The following is a 16,535-nucleotide window of genomic DNA, read 5'->3' on the forward strand; positions in this document are numbered from 1 at the left end:
TAGAGACAATCAAGGTCAACCGTTGATCTCCACTTGGCCGGTTAGTATCGACATGGCAACTCCGACTGCCGGCGACGGAAGGACCCAGCCATGCCGCATCCCATCGGCACCGACCCGCGGCCGCTCACCGGAGAACCGCTCGCGCTCGATCTGCTCAACACCCGCTGGATCGACGCCGACGGGCATCACGACCTGCTCGGCTCCGTCGACGGGCTCGGCGTCTGGCTGGCAGGTGCTTCCGTGCGGGCGGCGACCGGTCCCTTCACCCCGGCGGCGGACCACGCCACCCTCGACCCGTTGCTGCAGACCCGCACGGCGCTCGACACCCTGGTCCTGCGAAAGGACCCGCCCCCGGCGCGGGCCGCGGCTGCGCTCAACGAAGTCCTAGGAGCCGGCCGGATACGCTGGCGCCTCGGAGCCGCCGGAACGCCCGAGTCCGTGGTCGAGCTGACGCACCCGGCGTGGGCGCCCGCCTGGTACGCGGCCGAGAACTGGCTGCAGTTGGTGGCCGAGCGGCCGGACCGGATCCGCCCCTGCGCGAACGAGGCGTGCGTGCTGCACTTCTACGATGTGTCCAAGAACGGCACCCGCCGCTGGTGCTCCATGGCCGGGTGCGGCAACCGGGCGAAGGCGCAGCGCCACTACGCGCGCCGCAGCACTGATCGGCAGCACTGAAGATGCCCTGGCCGTCGGCACCGCCGCCAACGACACCGTGGCGGTCAGGGTGCATGTCCTCGCACATCAGCCGCACGACGACAGCGACGACTTCGACCACGTCGTCGAGGCAAGCCTCCGCAGGCCCTCGGGACGGCTCATCGTGATGGGCTGCACCGACTGCCTCGACGACGCGGCACGATTCGACGTGCCCGCAGGTTGGACCCGAGCCCGGGCCTCTCGCCGGAACCTGGCCGCTGCCGTCCGAATCAGACGAGGAGTCCGAGGCGACCGAGGAAGTCCGTCCGCAGACCTGGCCGGCTCCGTTCTCCGCGCCGCACATCATCAAGCGATGGCCCCAGCCGGAATAGCCTCAGCCTCCGACCGGCCACTTTGTCCCCACCGTGCCGTCGCACACCACAACGGGTGCCCGCGGACGTGGCGGTGGTCGGCTTCGACGACTTCGAGCCGGCCGAGCAGACGAAACCGCCGCTGACGACCGGCCGCCAGCAGATGGAGGAGATCGGCCGGTTCACGGAGCGGCGGCTGCTGCTGCTGGAGGAGATGGACCAGCCGGAGGTCGCCTGGCGTCATGTGATCCTGCGGATCCGGCGGGTGGCGCGCGAGTCGGCCTGGGCCGCCCTCGCGCACCCGGCCGCCGGCCAGCGGACCGGCCCGGTGCGGACGTGCCAGAGGTCCCCAGCGCGCCCCATCGGGAGCGCTCCCGAAGTCGCACGGCTCAACCCCTGCCCCTGACCTGCCCCTCCGGAATCCGTTTGCCGCATTCCGCCCCGATGGGTTGTCAGGGCACACCGACGCTCCTACAGTCCCCTACGAACCAGCGGGTGGGAGCGCTCCCAGCGGAAGGCGGCTGGGCGCTCCCGATTCCCTGATCGCCCCACCCGGTCATCCCTCCTGGAGAGGCCCCGCATGCGAGCGTCACCGCACCGCCCCAGAACCTCACGCAGCCTGCTCGGCGCGCTGCTCCTCGCTCTCGCCACCGTGGCGGCCGTCCTGGCCGCCGCTCCGGCGGCCCACGCGGACACCCTGGTCTGCGAGGAGTACGGTTCGACGACGATCCAGGGCCGCTACGTGGTCCAGAACAACCGCTGGGGCACCAGCGCCCCCCAGTGCGTCACCGCTACCGACAGCGGCTTCAGGGTGACCCGGGCCGACGGCTCCGTCCCCACGAACGGCGCCCCGAAATCCTATCCCTCGGTCTTCAACGGCTGTCACTACACCAACTGTTCGCCCGGAAGTAATCTCCCGGCGCAGGTCAGCGGTATCGCCAGCGCTCCCAGCAGCATCTCCTACGGCTATGTCGGCGACGCCGTGTACAACGCGTCGTACGACATCTGGCTGGACCCCACACCCAAGAAGGACGGGGTGAACCGCACCGAGATCATGATCTGGTTCAACAAGGTCGGCCCGATCCAGCCGATCGGCTCGCAGGTCGGCACCGCCTCCGTAGGAGGGCGCACCTGGCAGGTGTGGACGGGCAGCAACGGCTCCAACGACGTCATCTCCTTCGTCGCCCCGTCGGCCGTCTCCAGCTGGAGCTTCGACGTCATGGACTTCGTCCGGAACACCGTCTCCCGCGGCATGGCCCAGAACAACTGGTATCTCACGAGTGTCCAGGCCGGCTTCGAGCCGTGGCAGAACGGTGCCGGGCTCGCGGTGAACTCCTTCTCGTCGGCTGTGAACCTCGGGACTCCGGGCACCGGCGATCCGGGTGGGCCCGGGGACCCGGTGACGGCCTGCAAGGTGACCTACGCGACGAACGTCTGGACCGGCGGCTTCACCGCCGACGTCACGGTCGCCAACACCGGTGTGACGCCCGTCGACTCCTGGAAGCTGTCCTTCACCCTGCCCTCCGGGCAACGCGTCACCAACGCGTGGAACGCCACCGTCAGCGGGGCGTCCGGAGCGGTGACGGCGACCGGCCTCGCGCACAGCGCCCGGATAGCGGCCGGCTCCAGCCAGACGTTCGGTTTCCAGGGGACCTACAGCGGCACATTCTCGCAGCCGTCTGCATTCAGCCTCAACGGTGCCCGCTGCGCCTGAATCCAGCGCACGACGACGGCCCGCCCCACTCACCTCCCCGCACGTACGGGGCGGGCCCCGCGCTCCCCGCCCGCCTTGCCGCAGAGCCGCCTCGGACCCAGCGCCTCCCCGGGCCGCGCACGGCACTTTCAGATCCCTCGCTCATCAAGGCGGGCGCCGTCTCCGCCGAGCGAGGGTTCCCTCACCGGACGGTGACGGAAGGAGACAGGCGCAATCGGAAGAAGTCCCCACACAGGCACAGGAGACACCATGGCTCGACGCAAGAGACAACTTGTTTCCCTGGCGGCGGTGTTCGCGACCCTGCTCGGCGGAATCGCCCTGGCACTGCTGGGCCAGGGCAACGCGCAGGCTCACGGCGTGACGATGACGCCGGGCTCGCGTACCTACCTCTGCTGGCTGGACGCCAAGACCAGCACCGGCGCCCTGGACCCGACCAACCCGGCGTGCGAGGCCGCGCTCAGCGAGAGCGGCTCGACGGCGCTGTACAACTGGTTCGCCGTGCTCGACTCCAACGCGGGTGGACGAGGGGCCGGTTACGTCCCGGACGGAAAGCTGTGCAGCGCCGGTGACCGGTCGCCGTACAACTTCACCGGATACAACGCCGCCCGCTCCGACTGGCCCCGCACGCACCTGACGGCCGGCCGGACGATCCAGGTCAAGCACAGCAACTGGGCCGCGCACCCGGGCTCCTTCCGGGTGTACCTGTCCAAGCCCGGCTACTCACCCAGCACGGAGCTGGGCTGGGACGACCTGGACCTGATCGAGACCGTCACCAACCCGCCCCAGACGGGCTCCCCGGGCACGGACGGCGGCCACTACTACTGGGATCTGGACCTGCCCTCGGGCCGCTCGGGTGACGCGGTGATGTTCATCCAGTGGGTGCGCTCGGACAGCCAGGAGAACTTCTTCTCCTGCTCCGACGTCGTCTTCGACGGCGGCAACGGCGAGGTCACCGGCATCCGGGGCTCGGGCAGCACCCCGGACCCGACGCCCACGCCGGACCCCACGCCGACCCCGGACCCGACCCCCACGCCGACCGACCCGCACAGCGGGTGCATGGCCGTCTACCGCGTGACCAACTACTGGAGCGGTGGATTCCAGGGGTCCGTCGAGGTCATGAACCACGGCACGACGGCGCGTGACGGCTGGGCGGTGGAGTGGACACCCGGCGCCGGAGCCAAGATCAGCAGCGTATGGAACGGTGCGCTGACCACTGGGTCCGACGGCACGGTCACGGTCAGGAGTCTCGACTACAACCGGTCCATCCCACCGGACGGCAGCGTCACCTTCGGATTCACAGCGACATCGGCCGGCAACAACCTCCCGGTCGGCTCGATCGGCTGCGTCAACCCGTAGCCGCTGACAGAGGCAGCGCCGGCTCCCGCATCTCGGGGAGCCTGCGCTGTCCTGCTTCCCTGCTGACTGGCCCACCGTGGCGGCGGCCGGCGGGTGACACCGCCGCTACCACCGGACCATGTGCGTGAAGCTCCGCTGGACCCCGTAGACCAGGGCCGGTTTCAGGCAGATCCGGAGCCGGCCCTTGGTCGTTCCAAGGGAGAGCGGCGCGGACGAAACACGAGGCAGCGCCGGCCGGTGCCCGCGTGCCCGGGCCACTGCGGGCTGACGTGGAGCCGTTAGAGGAAGCCCGTTGCGGGTACCGATGAGCGGTCGGTGCAACCGGCGCCGCAAGCGCTGACGGGTGGTACGCATGGAACATTCGGTCGACCGGATCGCACAGCCGTGGGGCGGCCGCACTCCGTACGCCCGTGGCCAGGCGTGGCCGCCGCGCGTGGACACGCACCTGGCGGAGGGTGTGGAGCCAGGGAGCGTGGAGCGGTGGGTCCAGGCCGCTTCGATCCTGCACTCCGACGGTGACGCCATGGACATCGCGGTCAAGGACGGCCGGATGGTGGGGGTGCGCGGCCGGGTGGTGGACCGGGTCAATCGCGGCCGGCTGGGGCCGAAGGACGTGTTCGGCTGGCAGGCCAACGCCTCACCGGACCGCCTGACCAAGCCGCTGGTCCGTCGCGACGGGCGGTTGGTCGAGACGGACTGGGACACCGCGATGGAGCTGGTGGCCACGCGCTCGCGCGACCTGCTCCGGGAGCGCGGCCCCGGGTCGATCGGCTTCTACACCTCGGGCCAGCTGTTCCTGGAGGAGTACTACACGCTGGCCGTCGCGGCCCGTGCCGGTATCGGCACGAATCATCTCGACGGGAACACGCGCCTCTGTACGTCGACCGCGGCCGAGGCTCTCAAGGAGTCCTTCGGCTGTGACGGTCAGCCCGGTACGTACGACGACATCGACCACGCGGACGTGATCGCGCTGTTCGGTCACAACCTCGCCGAGACCCAGCCCGTGCAGTGGATGCGCGTCCTCGACCGGCTGGCGGGAGGTGATCCGCCCCGTCTGGTGTGTGTGGATCCCCGGCCCACCCGGGTCGCGCGTGCGGCCACCGTGCACCTGGCCCCACGGGTCGGGACGAACGTCGCACTGCTCAACGCCCTCCTGCACGAGGTCATCCGCACCGACCGCGTCGACCACGACTACGTCGAGGCCCACACCGTCGGTTTCGACGAGCTGGCCAGGACGGTCGAGGAGTGCACCCCCGAGTGGGCGTCGCGCGTCTGCGACGTACCGGCCGCGCGGATCGTGGAGGCGGCCGAGGTGCTCGGCACGGCCGACAGGCTCCTGTCCACCGTCCTGCAGGGTGTCTACCAGTCCCACCAGGCCACGGCCGCCGCGGTGCAGATCAACAACCTTCATCTGCTCCGCGGCATGCTGGGACGGCCGGGCGCCGGCGTGCTGCAGATGAACGGTCAGCCCACCGCTCAGAACACCCGGGAATGCGGCGCCGACGGCGACCTCCCCGGGTTCCGCAACTGGCAGAACGACCAGCACGTGGCCGACCTCGCCAAGGTCTGGAACGTCGAGACCACGACGATCCCGCACTACGCCCCGCCCACCCACGCCATGCAGATGTTCCGCTACGCGGAACAGGGCTCGATCCGCATGCTGTGGATCAGCGGCACCAATCCGGCCGTCTCCCTGCCCGAGCTGTCGCGCATCCGCTCCGTCCTCTCGCAGGACCGGCTGTTCGTCGTGGTCCAGGACCTGTTCCTCACGGAGACCGCACAGCTGGCGGACGTGGTCCTGCCGGCGGCGACATGGGGTGAGAAGACCGGCACCTTCACCAACGCGGACCGCACCGTGCACCTGTCCGACAAGGCGGTGGAACCGCCGGGCGAAGCGAGGCCGGACCTGGACATCTTCCTCGACTACGCCGAGCGCATGGACTTCCGGGACAAGGACGGCGCACCGCTGATCACCTGGAGCGACCCGGAGTCCGCCTTCGAGGCGTGGAAACGCTGCAGTGCCGGCCGCCCCTGCGACTACACCGGCCTCACCTACGGCGGACTCCGCGGCGGCAGCGGCATCCAGTGGCCGTGCACCGAGCAGGTGCCGGAGGGAACCCCCCGCCTGTACACCCAGGGCGTCACCTGGGCGGAACCGGACGTGTGCGAGACCTACGGCAAGGACCTCCTCACCGGCGCGTCCGTCCCGGAAGCCGAGTACCGCTCCTCCAACCCCGACGGCAAGGCGATGCTCAGAGCCGCCGAGTTCGTCCCGCCGCACGAGGCACCGAGCGACGCCTATCCCTTCCAGCTGACCACCGGGCGCACCCTCTACCACTTCCACACCCGCACCAAGACGGGCCGCGCCCCTCAGCTGAACGCGGCGGCGCCCGACGTGTGGGTGGAGATCTCCTCCTCCGACGCGACAGCCCATGGACTCGGCGAGGGCGACCTCGTGGAAGTCACCAGCCCACGAGGTGTCCTGCGAGGACGGCTGAGAACGACCGACATCCGGCCCGGCCTGCTGTTCGTCCCCTTCCACTACGGCTACTGGGACACGGACTCCGGCTCGGGTCCGGACGACAGGACCCCGCCGCGTGCGGCGAACGAGACGACCGTCACCGACTGGGACCCGGTCTCCAAGCAGCCGCTGTTCAAGACGGCCGCGGCTGCGGTGACCCTTCTCGAGAAGAGTGCGGGGCGCACTGCCCCCGCCCCCACGACCACCGCGTCGGCACCTTCGCGCAGGGGCAGCGTCAGACCCACCGAAGGCGGTGTCGCGGCGCGGGTCCGGGAGACGACCGGCATGTACGGGGACGACACCGACGGAGGCGCACAGTGAACGGAATCACCCTCACCCTGCGTGCGCTGCACCACGGAGAGCGGCAACTGGCCAGGGAACTGGTCGTCGTCGCCGAACGCCACAGCACCGAACACGAGGTCCACCACGTGGCGAAGGACCTGGTCACCTGGTCCGACGAGCACTGCGCCCGCCTGGCGGAGACAGCCGGCCACTACGGTCTGACTCTCGACGCTCCTGCGCACCGGTCCGCCTCGGGCCTCATGCCGACGATCCGCGGGAAATCCGCCGAAGCCATGGGCCATCGGCCCGAACCCGGTCTTCTCCTGCTCGAAGACCTCCGGGACCTGCACCTCGGCGCAGCCGGGAACTCGCTGTACTGGGAGATGCTCGCCCAAGCCGGACAGGCAGCGAAGGACACGCGGCTGCTGAACCTGGCAACGGCCTGCCACCCCCGCACGCTGCGTCAGATGCGCTGGACCAACACCATGATCAAGAACCTGTCCCCTCAGATCCTCACGAGTGCCTGACCGGCGCGCGGCTGTGAGAGAGGCCGTACCGGAACTTCCCGGTACGGCCTCCGTCCGTGATCGGATCACTCAGGCGGTCTCACCCGCGGAGCCGGAACCGCCGCCCTCCGCCTCCTTGATGCCCTTGGTGATGTCGTCCAGCACCGAGAGCTTCGGCGCATCGGCGTTGATGTCGAAGCCCGAGCGGACAACCACGAGCATGTCCTCGACGTTGGGGGAGGGGAACGCGAGCGACTCGACGTATCCGTCGTCGCCGTTCTTCGTCACCACCTTCCAGCGCACCTGATAGCCCTTCTGCCCGGCGACCGTGACGGCCTCGGACTTGAGCTCCTCGTGCGAGGTGATGCCGCCGTAGATCTTCTCGCCGTACGACTCCTCGGCGTTGGCCTTGATGTCGGCCTCCGCCGCGGCCTTCGCCGTGGTCGCCTCGACCTTCAGGGCCTGGGCCGGTGCGGAGAACACCCCGCCGCGCACACACTTCTCGGACGCGTCGCCGGGGCAGGCGTACTCGCCGGTCGTCACCCCCGCGCCGACCGGTCCGGACTGGCCGGTCCAGCCGTCCGGTACGGGAATGCTTATGCCGCTGGCCGCGTCGGTGGCGTATCCCTCCTCGGTCTGCGGCATCTGCTGATCGGGGATCCCACCCCCGCCGTCCTGGCCGCCGCCGTCCGGGGCGCCCGGCGGACGGGGACTTTCCGAAGGGGCGGGGCCCGTGGACACGGTCTCGGCGCGGTCGTCCGAGCTGTCGCCCAGCAGGTAGGCGCCGCCACCGACGGCCGCGAGTACGACGATGCCGGCGGCTATGCCCGCGCCGATGCGTATGCGGCGACGCCGGACGGTCGCGGGAGGTATCCGGAGCTGGTCGGTCCAGCGGCTCCCGTCCCACCAGCGTTCATGAAGGGGGCCGATTCCTGAGTGCCCGGGATCTGGATGCCAGCCGGGCGGGGTCGTCTGGGTCACGAGAGCACCGTAAGCGCACTGGGTGAGAATCCTATGAAACGCACAGCGTGGTCGTGGTCACCCAGGCCGCGGTGTCCGGAGGCGACGTGCGTCACGGCTCGATCAGTCCGGCCCGGATCGCGTACCGGGTGAGCTCCAGACGGTCGCGGAGTCCCAGCTTCTGCAGCAGATTGGCCCGGTGCCGCTCCACGGTCTTCACGCTGATCACGAGCATGCCCGCGATCTCCTTCGACGAGTGGCCCTCGGCGACCAGCTTGAGGATCTCCTCCTCGCGCTCGGTGATCGCCCTCTCCGGAACGTCGCCGCCGTCCCTGACCCGGTCCAGATAGTTCCGGATCAGAGCGGTCACCGCGCCGGGATAGAGGAACGGCTCGTCACGCATGGCCGCACGGCACGCCTCGACGAGATCCCGGTCGGCGACGGACTTCAGCACGAAACCCGAGGCGCCGGCCTTCAACGCCTCGAAGAAGTACTGCTCGTTGTCGTACATGGTGAGCATCAGGATGCGCAGGTCCGGCATGACCCGGGACAGCTCACGGGCCGCCTGAAGGCCCGTCAGGCGTGGCATCGCGATGTCCAGGACGGCCAGGTCCGGCCGCTCCGCGCGCGCCATCTCGACGGCCTCGGCGCCGTCACCCGCCTCGGCGACGACCTGGAGGTCCGGTTCGCCGTCGAGGATCAGCCGCACCCCACGCCGGACCAGGGCGTGGTCGTCGGCGAGCAGGATGCGGGTCTTCCCGGACCCGGCGGGGGAGTGGGACATGGTCACGCGCTTCCGTTCCGTACGGGCACATCGAGGCGTACGTCCGTGCCGCCCGTGGCACCGGTGCCGAGAGTGAGTGCGGCACCGATGAGCAGAGCGCGTTCGCGCATGCCGCGCAGGCCGGCGCCCTCCGGGGCGTTTCCGAGGCCGCGGCCGTCGTCACGGATGCGCAGCTCCACCCCGGCGGGGCTCCGGAGCAGGGAGATCTCGAGCAGGGTTGCCCGGGCGTGCCGGACGGTGTTCGTGACCGCCTCCTGGGCGATGCGGTAGACGACGAGCTCCGCCTCCTCGCCCAGCGGGGGCAGATCCTTCTCCGTCCGCCGTCTGATGGTCAGCCCTTTCGGCGTCGGGGTCTCGGTCGTCAGGGCCGTCAGCGCACTGACCAGCCCCAGCTCCTCCAGTACACCCGGGCGCAGCCTTCGCGCGATCCGGCGGATCTCGTCGAGGCTGCCCCGGGTGATCTCCTGGACCTGGGCGAGCTCCTCGCGCAGCGGTTCGGGCGCATGACCGGTGACCCGTTTCAGCTCCAGCAGGACCGCGGTCAGGGTCTGGCCCACCTCGTCGTGCAACTCCTGTGCGACCCGGCGGCGTTCGGCCTCCTGGGCCCAGAGAGCCCGGGCGCTGCTCGTCGCACGCTCCGCCTCCAGCCGGTCGAGCATGCTGTTGAACGTCTCGATCAGCGCCGCGACCTCCCCCTCGCCGGCGACTTCGGGACGCGGCCGCGGGCTCAGCAGGTCGATGGTCGTCATCGCCCTGGTGACCCGTTGCAGCGGAGCGAGTCCCAGGCGCAGGAGAAACGCGTTCGCGCCGAGCATCAGGGCCATTCCACCGGCCAGGATGAGGGCCTCGGTCAGCACAACCGGGGCGGAGACGGTGATCGGGCCGAGCAGCAGCAGCGCCCCGGCGGCCACCAGCACCGCGGCGTTGAGCAGGAAGATGCGCCAGAACAGGGACACGGCCGGCCGGGCCTCCTTCGTACGCTCGGGGAGTGCCTCCACTATGGCCGGTCCGCCCCCGGAGCCACGCGCAGGGCCACCGCCCGGGGAGCGTCTGCATGGTGCCGCCCCTTGAAGATGGGTGCCGGCCCTGATGGACCGGGACACCCCCTCGTACGACGATCGAAGTCCGGCGCACCGGCTGGAGCGGGACGCGGCGGGCACGCCGCCCGCGGCCCGGGGAATCGCCGAGGGAGGGAGACATCATGGCTCACCAGGACGAGCGGCTCCGGGACGGCACCAGGCCGGAACCGCCCCACGACTGCCCGGCGTCCGGCAGGAAGGTCCCGCGGGCGGCTCCCCGGGGGCGGCGGCCCCGGTCCGCCGCCGCCTGGGTGTGGCTGGTCGTCGGACTGGCAGCATTGACGACCGGGATCGCTGTCGGCCACGGGCTGCTCATCGCGGCCGGACTGGTCGCGGCCGGGGTGGGAGGACAGCTCTTCGACCCGGACCACCGCCGCGGGCGCCGCCCCGGTCACCGGACGGCCGCTTGAGCCGCGGCCCCGCCCGCGCCCGTGGCCGGGTGGGGTGCCCGGCGACCGGCGCCGGACATCTCCTCCGGCTTTCTCTGGTCCGACCACATGGTGTGTGTGACATAGTCGAGTTATGCATATCGGCCGGAACGGGGAGTAGCGGATGCCTGTCGAGTGGCAGCCCGTGCGGCAGTCCCGAACCCACGAACTCGTCCTGCAGAGCATCGAGGAGCAGGTCTTCGCCGGGAAGCTCAGGGCCGGTGACCGACTGCCGCCCGAGCGTGAGCTCGCCCCCGTCTTCGGGGTGAGCCGTTCCGCTCTGCGCGAGGCACTCCGGGTGCTGGAGACCATCGGCGTGCTGGTCGCGCAGCCCGGCCGGGGCCCGGACTCGGGGGCCCGCATCGTGCGTAACCCGGACGACGCCCTCGGCCGGCTGCTGCGCCTCCATTTCGCCCTGGGCAGCTACAGCCTGCACGACGTGATGGAGGCCCGGGTCGCCCTGGAGCGTTCCAGCTTCGCCGCCGCCGCGACACACGCCGTCGAGGCGGACCTGGACGAGGCCGGTGCGGTGGTCCACCGGATGTCACAGCCGGGCATCCTGCCGGAGGAGTTCAACGAACTCGACACCCAGTTCCACGTCAAGGTGGCCAGCAGTTCGGGTAACGCGCTCACCTCGACCCTGACCGCGGCGGTGCGGGAGTCCGTGCGTCCCCTCATCCTGCGAGCTCTCGAAGAGGTGGACGACTGGGACGCCACCCGGACGCAGCTCAACGCCCAGCACGCCGAGTTGCTGCGGCTGGTGCGCACCGGCGACGGCGAGGCGGCGGCCGACCTGGCCGAGCTCCACATCCGCGGGTTCCACGGCACGCTGGTCGACGAGGACCGGAGCGGTGCCGAAGACGGTGGTGCCGAGGACGGTGGTGCCGAAGACAGCGGTGCCGACGACGCCGGTACCGCGTAGCGGCAGAGCCTCGGTCACGGCAGCATCCAGGAGAGCACCGACGTGGACTGGAGATAGACCAGCACACACAGGACGGCCAGCATGCCGACGCTGTACCCGGCCACCTTGCGCAGCAGGACGCGCTCCGAGCCGGGCATCCCGACGGCGGTGGCGGCGATGGTCAGGTTCTGCGGACTCACGAGCTTGGCCACCACACCGCCCGAGGTGTTCGCGGCGACCAGCAGCGTCGGATCGATCCCGGCGGTCCGGCCGGCTGTCTGCTGGAGGTTGGCGAAGAGAGCGTTGGCGGAGGTGTCGGAGCCCGTCACCGCGGTGCCCAGCCAGCCGAGGATCGGCGAGAGGAGGGCGAAGAGTCCGCCCGCTGTCGCCAGCCAGGTGCCGATGGCCACGGTCTGGCCCGACTGGTTCATCACGTAGCTCAGCGCGAGCACCGTGGCGACCGTCATGATGGCGCCCCGCATGTTCTTCAGGGTGCGGCCGGCCGCGGAGAACGCCATGGCGCCGGTCATCGGACAGGCGTCGCGGTCCTTCGCGTACCGGTAGATCAGTGTGACCAGGACGCCCGAGATGATCAGCAGGGTGTCCGGGTTCCCCAGGACCTCCAGCTTGTAGACCGCGCTGGACGAGGGGGCTCCGCCGGAGGTGAGCAGCTCGCCGTGGAGGCCCGGCCATTCGACGGTGAGATTCAGGTGGCCGAGGAGCTTCGCCACGTCGACCGCGCCGATGTCCAGCTTGGCGACGGCGGAGATCGCGATCACCAGGATGTACGGGAGCACGGCGTAGGTGACCCGGTGCGGCGTGAGCGCCTCGTTCTCGACCTGGGAGTGCTGGTCGTCGGGGGTGCGGGGCTTCCAGAAGCGCAGCATGAGCACGGCGGCGCCGAATCCGGCGAGCGAGGCGACCACGTCGGTGAGCTCATAGGCGAAGTGGCTGGAGCACCAGTACTGGGCCACCGCGAAGACCGCCCCGGTGACCAGTGCGATCGGCCACAGCTGACGGACGCCACGGGTGCCGTCCACGACGAACAGCAGCAGCAGGGGCACGAAGGGGGCGAGCGGCGGGGACTGGCGGCCGATGACCGCGGCGATGTCCTCCGCCGGGATGCCGGTCAGGTTGCCCGCCGTGGTGACCGGGATGGCCTTGGCGCCGAACGCGACCGGCGCGGTGTTGGCGAGAAGGACCGTCACGGCGGCCTTCACCGGGGGCAGGCCGAGCGCCATCAGCATCACGGCCGTGATGGCGACGGGAGCGCCGAATCCCGCCAGCGCTTCGAGCAGGCCGCCGAAACAGAACGCGATGAGCATCGCCTGGACGCGCAGACACCCCGGCCGACAGCGCTGAACGACCGGCGCAGGTCCTCGAACCTGCCGCTGACGACCGTGAGCTCGTAGAACCAGATCGCCGCGACGACGATCAGCATCACCGGGAACAGGCCGAACAGCAGGCCCTGGGACGCCGAGAGCAGGCCGAGCTCGACCGGCATGCGGAACCCGGTCACCGCCACGAGGAGGGCCGTGAGCACCGATCCCAGCGCGGACACCAGTGCCGAGCGCTTCGCCACCATCAGGAGCAGGAAGAACACGGCGAGCGGGATCAGACTGACCAGCGCGGTCGCCGGAAGGCTGTCCGCGATCGCATGTACATCCGGTGTATACGAAGCAAGCGCGGTGGCAGGTGCGGGAGCCACGGAACTACTCCTCATCGAGTGGTACGGGGCAGGGCGAACCGGAACGACTTCGAGGGCAAGTTCGGTGGAGGTGTAGGGGAAAGCGCTTGCTCCGCTGTCGGGCGGTGTCCACTGATGAGTGGGCGCACCCACTGCGCGGCCCCTTCCTCAAACGGACTGAGGGTAGTATGGTCCGACCACAACTTGCGATCGGGGAGGCCCCATGCGTATCGGACTCTTCGCCACCTGTCTGGGAGACACACTTTTCCCGGAGGCGGTTAAATCCACCGCGGTGCTGCTCGCCCGCCTTGGCCACGAGGTGGTCTTCCCGCCGGACCAGACCTGCTGCGGCCAGATGCACGTCAACACCGGCTATCAGCGCGAACCCGTCCCGCTGGTGCGCAACTTCGCCGAGCAGTTCGGGGACGCCTCGATCGACGCGGTCGTCATGCCGTCCGGATCGTGTGCCGGCTCGGTGCGACACCAGCACGAGATCGTCGCCGAACGGTACGGCGACGCGGCCCTCCGCGCCGGGGTCGCCACGGTCAAGGCCAAGACGTACGAGCTCTCCGAGCTCCTCGTCGACGTTCTCCAAGTCACCCAGGTCGGCGCGTACTTCCCGCACCGGGTCACCTACCACCCCACCTGCCACTCCCTGCGGATGCTGAGGGTCGGTGACAAACCGCTGCGGCTGCTGCGCTCCGTCGAGGCGATCGACCTCGTCGAGCTGCCGGAGGCCGACTCCTGCTGCGGCTTCGGCGGCACCTTCGCCGTCAAGAACGCCGAGACCTCCACCGCGATGCTCCAGGACAAGATGCGCAACATCTCCGCCACGAAGGCAGACGTCTGCTCCGCCGGGGACTCCTCCTGCCTGATGCACATCGGCGGCGGGCTCTCCCGCATCAAGTCCGGTACGCGAACCCTGCATCTCGCCCAGATCCTCGGATCCACCCGCGCCGCGCCGTACGCCCTGATGGAGGCCGCCCGATGAGCACGTTCCTCGGCATGCCCGCCGCCCCGCCCCGCTCGCCGTACGGGACCGGAAACCTGCGGGGGGAGCGCAAGTTCCCCGAGGCCGCCCACGACGAGCTGCGCAACGAGCAGCTGCGCCGCAACCTCGGCCGGGCCACCCACACCATCCGCGCCAAGCGCATCGGCGTCACCGGCGAACTGCCGGACTGGGAAGAGCTGCGTGACGCCGGATCGGCCATCAAGACCGACACCATGAACAGGTTGCCCGAACTGCTCGAGGAGCTGGAACGGAAGGTCACCGAGCACGGCGGCACCGTCCACTGGGCGCGTGACGGCGTCGAGGCCAACGAGATCGTCACCCGGCTGATCAAGGACACCGGCAGCAGTGACGTCATCAAGGTCAAGTCGATGGCCACGCAGGAGATCGGCCTCAACGAGCACCTCGAGGCCCAGGGCATCACGCCCTACGAGACCGACCTCGCAGAGCTCATCGTGCAGCTCGCCCACGACAAGCCCTCGCACATCCTGGTCCCGGCGATCCACCGCAACCGCGACGAGATCCGGGAGATCTTCCTCAAGGAGATCCCCGGCGTCGACCCCGCGCTCGACAACGTGCCCGCGCATCTGGCCGCCGCCGCCCGCGCCTATCTGCGCGAGAAGTTCATGACCACCAAGGTTGCCGTCTCCGGGGCCAACTTCGGCATCGCCGAGTCCGGGACCCTCTCCGTCGTCGAGTCCGAGGGCAACGGCCGGATGTGCCTGACCCTGCCCGACACCCTGATCACCGTGATGGGCATCGAGAAGGTCCTGCCGCGCTTCCAGGACCTGGAGGTCTTCTTCCAGCTGCTGCCGCGTTCCTCCACCGGCGAGCGGATGAACCCCTACACGTCGATGTGGACCGGGGTGACCCCCGGGGACGGCCCGCAGGAGTTCCACCTCGTCCTCCTCGACAACGGGCGTACGGCCGCGCTCGCCGACAAGGTGGGCCGCGAAGCCCTCAACTGCATCCGCTGCTCGGCCTGCCTCAACGTCTGCCCGGTGTACGAACGGGCCGGCGGACACGCCTACGGATCGACGTACCCCGGCCCCATCGGCGCGGTCCTCACCCCGCAGCTCGCCGGAATGCACGCCGCGAAGGACGACCCCAACAGCTCGCTGCCGTACGCCTCCAGTCTCTGCGGCGCCTGTTTCGACGCCTGCCCGGTCAAGATCGACATCCCTTCGCTGCTGGTCGAGCTCCGCCACCAGAACACCGAACAGTCCGGCACCACGGCGGAGAAGCTGGCGATGAAGGCCGCCGCCACCGTGATGAAGTCACCGAAGATCTACACGGCCGCGCAGAAGGCCGCCTCCCTCAGCCGCTCCGTCGGCGTCGGCGGACGCGACCGCACGATCTCCCACCTGCCCGCACCGTTCGACGGCTGGAGCGCCAGCCGCGACACCGCCGCCCCGCCCAAGCAGTCCTTCCGCTCCTGGCTCGCCTCCGCCGAAGGCGCGGCCACCATGCGGGACGCCTCCGAGGAGGGCGCCGCCCGGCGCGCCGACGACCACCAGGAGGAACAGTGACGACCACCGCGCGCGAGTCGGTGCTCGGCCGGATCAGGGATGCCCTGGCCATCGCCCCCGCCCCCGGCGTCGAGATCCCTCGCGGGTACCGCACCGGCCGCACCCTCCCCGACGACGCACGTCTGGAACTGCTCACCGACCGGCTCGTCGACTACAAGGCGCAGGTCCACCCCTGCGCCGCCGACCGTACGGCCGACGTGATCGGCGAGGTCCTGCGCGAGCGCGGCGCCCGCCGGATCGGCGTTCCGGACGGTTTGGACGAACAGTGGCTCACCGCCTACGACGGCGAGATCCAGCGGGACTCGGCGGACATTCCCGCCCCGAGCCTCGACGCGCTGGACGGGGTGGTGACGGCCTCCGCCGTCAGCTGCGCCGAGACCGGCACGATCTTCCTGGACGGCTCACCCGACCAGGGCCGGCGGGCCCTGTCCCTCGTCCCCGACCTCCACGTCTGCGTGGTCGACCTGTCCACCGTCGTGGCGGGCGTGCCGGAGGCGGTGGCCCGGCTGGTGCCTCAGAGGCCGACGACACTGATCAGCGGCCCCTCGGCCACGTCCGACATCGAACTGGAGCGGGTGGAAGGCGTCCACGGCCCCCGCACCCTCGCGGTGGTGATCCGCACCGACGCCTAGATTGCTCCGGACCACGCGGGGTGTCGTCGTCCTCGGCCCGGGCCCAGGCCGACCGCGCGCCGTCCGGCCGGGTCCGGCGGCCCTGTGCCGAAGGTGTCTCCGGGCCGGTGACGGCGACCCCGCACCCGCTCCCGCGGGCGCCG

Annotated in this window: 13 protein-coding genes and 2 pseudogenes; 11 read left to right on the forward strand and 4 right to left on the reverse strand. The window is 70.4% G+C overall.

Annotated elements, in window-relative coordinates; translation table 11 throughout:
- Nucleotides 1–90 precede the first annotated feature (90 nt).
- From ACZ32T_RS20280 to ACZ32T_RS20305, 6 genes and pseudogenes are all read left to right on the forward strand, one after another.
- Nucleotides 91–675: a CGNR zinc finger domain-containing protein gene (locus ACZ32T_RS20280; protein ID WP_467368098.1), complete on the forward strand. Its 585-nt coding sequence runs from the start codon at nt 91–93 to the stop codon at nt 673–675.
- A 387-nt stretch (nt 676–1,062) separates the two neighbouring features.
- Nucleotides 1,063–1,287 (forward strand): annotated as a pseudogene (locus ACZ32T_RS20285) (substrate-binding domain-containing protein); the annotation flags it as partial.
- 297 nt (nt 1,288–1,584) lie between these two features.
- On the forward strand, nt 1,585–2,718 hold the full coding sequence (locus ACZ32T_RS20290) for a glycoside hydrolase family 12 protein (RefSeq protein ID WP_467368100.1): 1,134 nt from the start codon (nt 1,585–1,587) through the stop codon (nt 2,716–2,718).
- 249 nt (nt 2,719–2,967) lie between these two features.
- Nucleotides 2,968–4,074: a lytic polysaccharide monooxygenase auxiliary activity family 9 protein gene (locus ACZ32T_RS20295; RefSeq protein ID WP_467368102.1), complete on the forward strand. Its 1,107-nt coding sequence runs from the start codon at nt 2,968–2,970 to the stop codon at nt 4,072–4,074.
- A 352-nt stretch (nt 4,075–4,426) separates the two neighbouring features.
- On the forward strand, nt 4,427–6,916 hold the full coding sequence (locus ACZ32T_RS20300) for a molybdopterin oxidoreductase family protein (protein ID WP_467368104.1): 2,490 nt from the start codon (nt 4,427–4,429) through the stop codon (nt 6,914–6,916).
- Nucleotides 6,913–7,404 carry a hypothetical protein gene (locus ACZ32T_RS20305; RefSeq protein ID WP_467368106.1) on the forward strand — a complete coding sequence of 164 codons (492 nt, stop codon included), beginning with the start codon at nt 6,913–6,915 and terminating at the stop codon, nt 7,402–7,404. Before ACZ32T_RS20300 ends, ACZ32T_RS20305 begins: the two co-directional genes overlap by 4 nt.
- Nucleotides 7,405–7,473: 69 nt before the next feature.
- Here ACZ32T_RS20305 and ACZ32T_RS20310 read toward each other — a convergent pair whose 3' ends face one another.
- The 3 genes from ACZ32T_RS20310 to ACZ32T_RS20320 form a co-directional block, all read right to left on the reverse strand.
- The gene (locus ACZ32T_RS20310) at nt 7,474–8,364 is read right to left on the reverse strand and encodes a DUF2510 domain-containing protein (RefSeq protein ID WP_467368108.1); all 891 of its coding nucleotides are present in this window, start codon (nt 8,362–8,364) and stop codon (nt 7,474–7,476) included.
- A gap of 91 nt (nt 8,365–8,455) precedes the next feature.
- On the reverse strand, nt 8,456–9,127 hold the full coding sequence (locus ACZ32T_RS20315; RefSeq protein WP_467368110.1) for a response regulator: 672 nt from the start codon (nt 9,125–9,127) through the stop codon (nt 8,456–8,458).
- A 2-nt stretch (nt 9,128–9,129) separates the two neighbouring features.
- A complete protein-coding gene (locus ACZ32T_RS20320) occupies nt 9,130–10,083 on the reverse strand; it encodes a HAMP domain-containing sensor histidine kinase (protein WP_467368112.1) in 954 nt (317 codons plus the stop codon).
- Nucleotides 10,084–10,328: 245 nt separating this feature from the next.
- On the opposite strand from ACZ32T_RS20320, the gene ACZ32T_RS20325 reads away from it, so the two are divergent.
- Together ACZ32T_RS20325 and ACZ32T_RS20330 are read left to right on the forward strand one after the other, a co-directional pair.
- The gene (locus ACZ32T_RS20325; protein ID WP_467368114.1) at nt 10,329–10,616 is read left to right on the forward strand and encodes a hypothetical protein; all 288 of its coding nucleotides are present in this window, start codon (nt 10,329–10,331) and stop codon (nt 10,614–10,616) included.
- A 142-nt stretch (nt 10,617–10,758) separates the two neighbouring features.
- Nucleotides 10,759–11,556, forward strand: a complete 798-nt coding sequence (locus ACZ32T_RS20330; RefSeq protein WP_467368117.1) for a FadR/GntR family transcriptional regulator — start codon at nt 10,759–10,761, stop codon at nt 11,554–11,556.
- Between the two features lie 14 nt (nt 11,557–11,570).
- Here ACZ32T_RS20330 and ACZ32T_RS20335 read toward each other — a convergent pair.
- Nucleotides 11,571–13,258: pseudogene (locus ACZ32T_RS20335) on the reverse strand (L-lactate permease).
- A 187-nt stretch (nt 13,259–13,445) separates the two neighbouring features.
- Between ACZ32T_RS20335 and ACZ32T_RS20340 the strand changes: the two are divergent.
- From ACZ32T_RS20340 to ACZ32T_RS20350, 3 genes are read left to right on the forward strand one after another with little or no spacing between them, the layout of a single operon-like run.
- Nucleotides 13,446–14,213 carry a (Fe-S)-binding protein gene (locus ACZ32T_RS20340; RefSeq protein ID WP_467368119.1) on the forward strand — a complete coding sequence of 256 codons (768 nt, stop codon included), beginning with the start codon at nt 13,446–13,448 and terminating at the stop codon, nt 14,211–14,213.
- A complete protein-coding gene (locus ACZ32T_RS20345) occupies nt 14,210–15,760 on the forward strand; it encodes a lactate utilization protein B (protein WP_467368121.1) in 1,551 nt (516 codons plus the stop codon). The genes ACZ32T_RS20340 and ACZ32T_RS20345 overlap by 4 nt, the downstream gene beginning before the upstream one ends.
- Nucleotides 15,757–16,392 (forward strand): LutC/YkgG family protein, encoded by a 636-nt coding sequence (locus tag ACZ32T_RS20350; protein ID WP_467368123.1) that lies wholly within the window; start codon nt 15,757–15,759, stop codon nt 16,390–16,392. The genes ACZ32T_RS20345 and ACZ32T_RS20350 overlap by 4 nt, the downstream gene beginning before the upstream one ends.
- Nucleotides 16,393–16,535: the final 143 nt, after the last annotated feature.

Source organism: Streptomyces sp. NPDC023573, from assembly GCF_055559735.1.

Excerpts from the sequence above, each read along its gene's own strand:
- ACZ32T_RS20300 (WP_467368104.1), top strand. The coding sequence starts at position 4,427 with ATGGAACATTCGGTCGACCGGATCGCACAGCCGTGGGGCGGCCGCACT.
- ACZ32T_RS20315 (WP_467368110.1), bottom strand. The coding sequence starts at position 9,127 with ATGTCCCACTCCCCCGCCGGGTCCGGGAAGACCCGCATCCTGCTCGCC.
- ACZ32T_RS20345 (WP_467368121.1), top strand. The coding sequence starts at position 14,210 with ATGAGCACGTTCCTCGGCATGCCCGCCGCCCCGCCCCGCTCGCCGTAC.
- ACZ32T_RS20325 (WP_467368114.1), top strand. The coding sequence starts at position 10,329 with ATGGCTCACCAGGACGAGCGGCTCCGGGACGGCACCAGGCCGGAACCG.
- ACZ32T_RS20290 (WP_467368100.1), top strand. The coding sequence starts at position 1,585 with ATGCGAGCGTCACCGCACCGCCCCAGAACCTCACGCAGCCTGCTCGGC.
- ACZ32T_RS20280 (WP_467368098.1), top strand. The coding sequence starts at position 91 with ATGCCGCATCCCATCGGCACCGACCCGCGGCCGCTCACCGGAGAACCG.
- ACZ32T_RS20295 (WP_467368102.1), top strand. The coding sequence starts at position 2,968 with ATGGCTCGACGCAAGAGACAACTTGTTTCCCTGGCGGCGGTGTTCGCG.
- ACZ32T_RS20330 (WP_467368117.1), top strand. The coding sequence starts at position 10,759 with ATGCCTGTCGAGTGGCAGCCCGTGCGGCAGTCCCGAACCCACGAACTC.
- ACZ32T_RS20340 (WP_467368119.1), top strand. The coding sequence starts at position 13,446 with ATGCGTATCGGACTCTTCGCCACCTGTCTGGGAGACACACTTTTCCCG.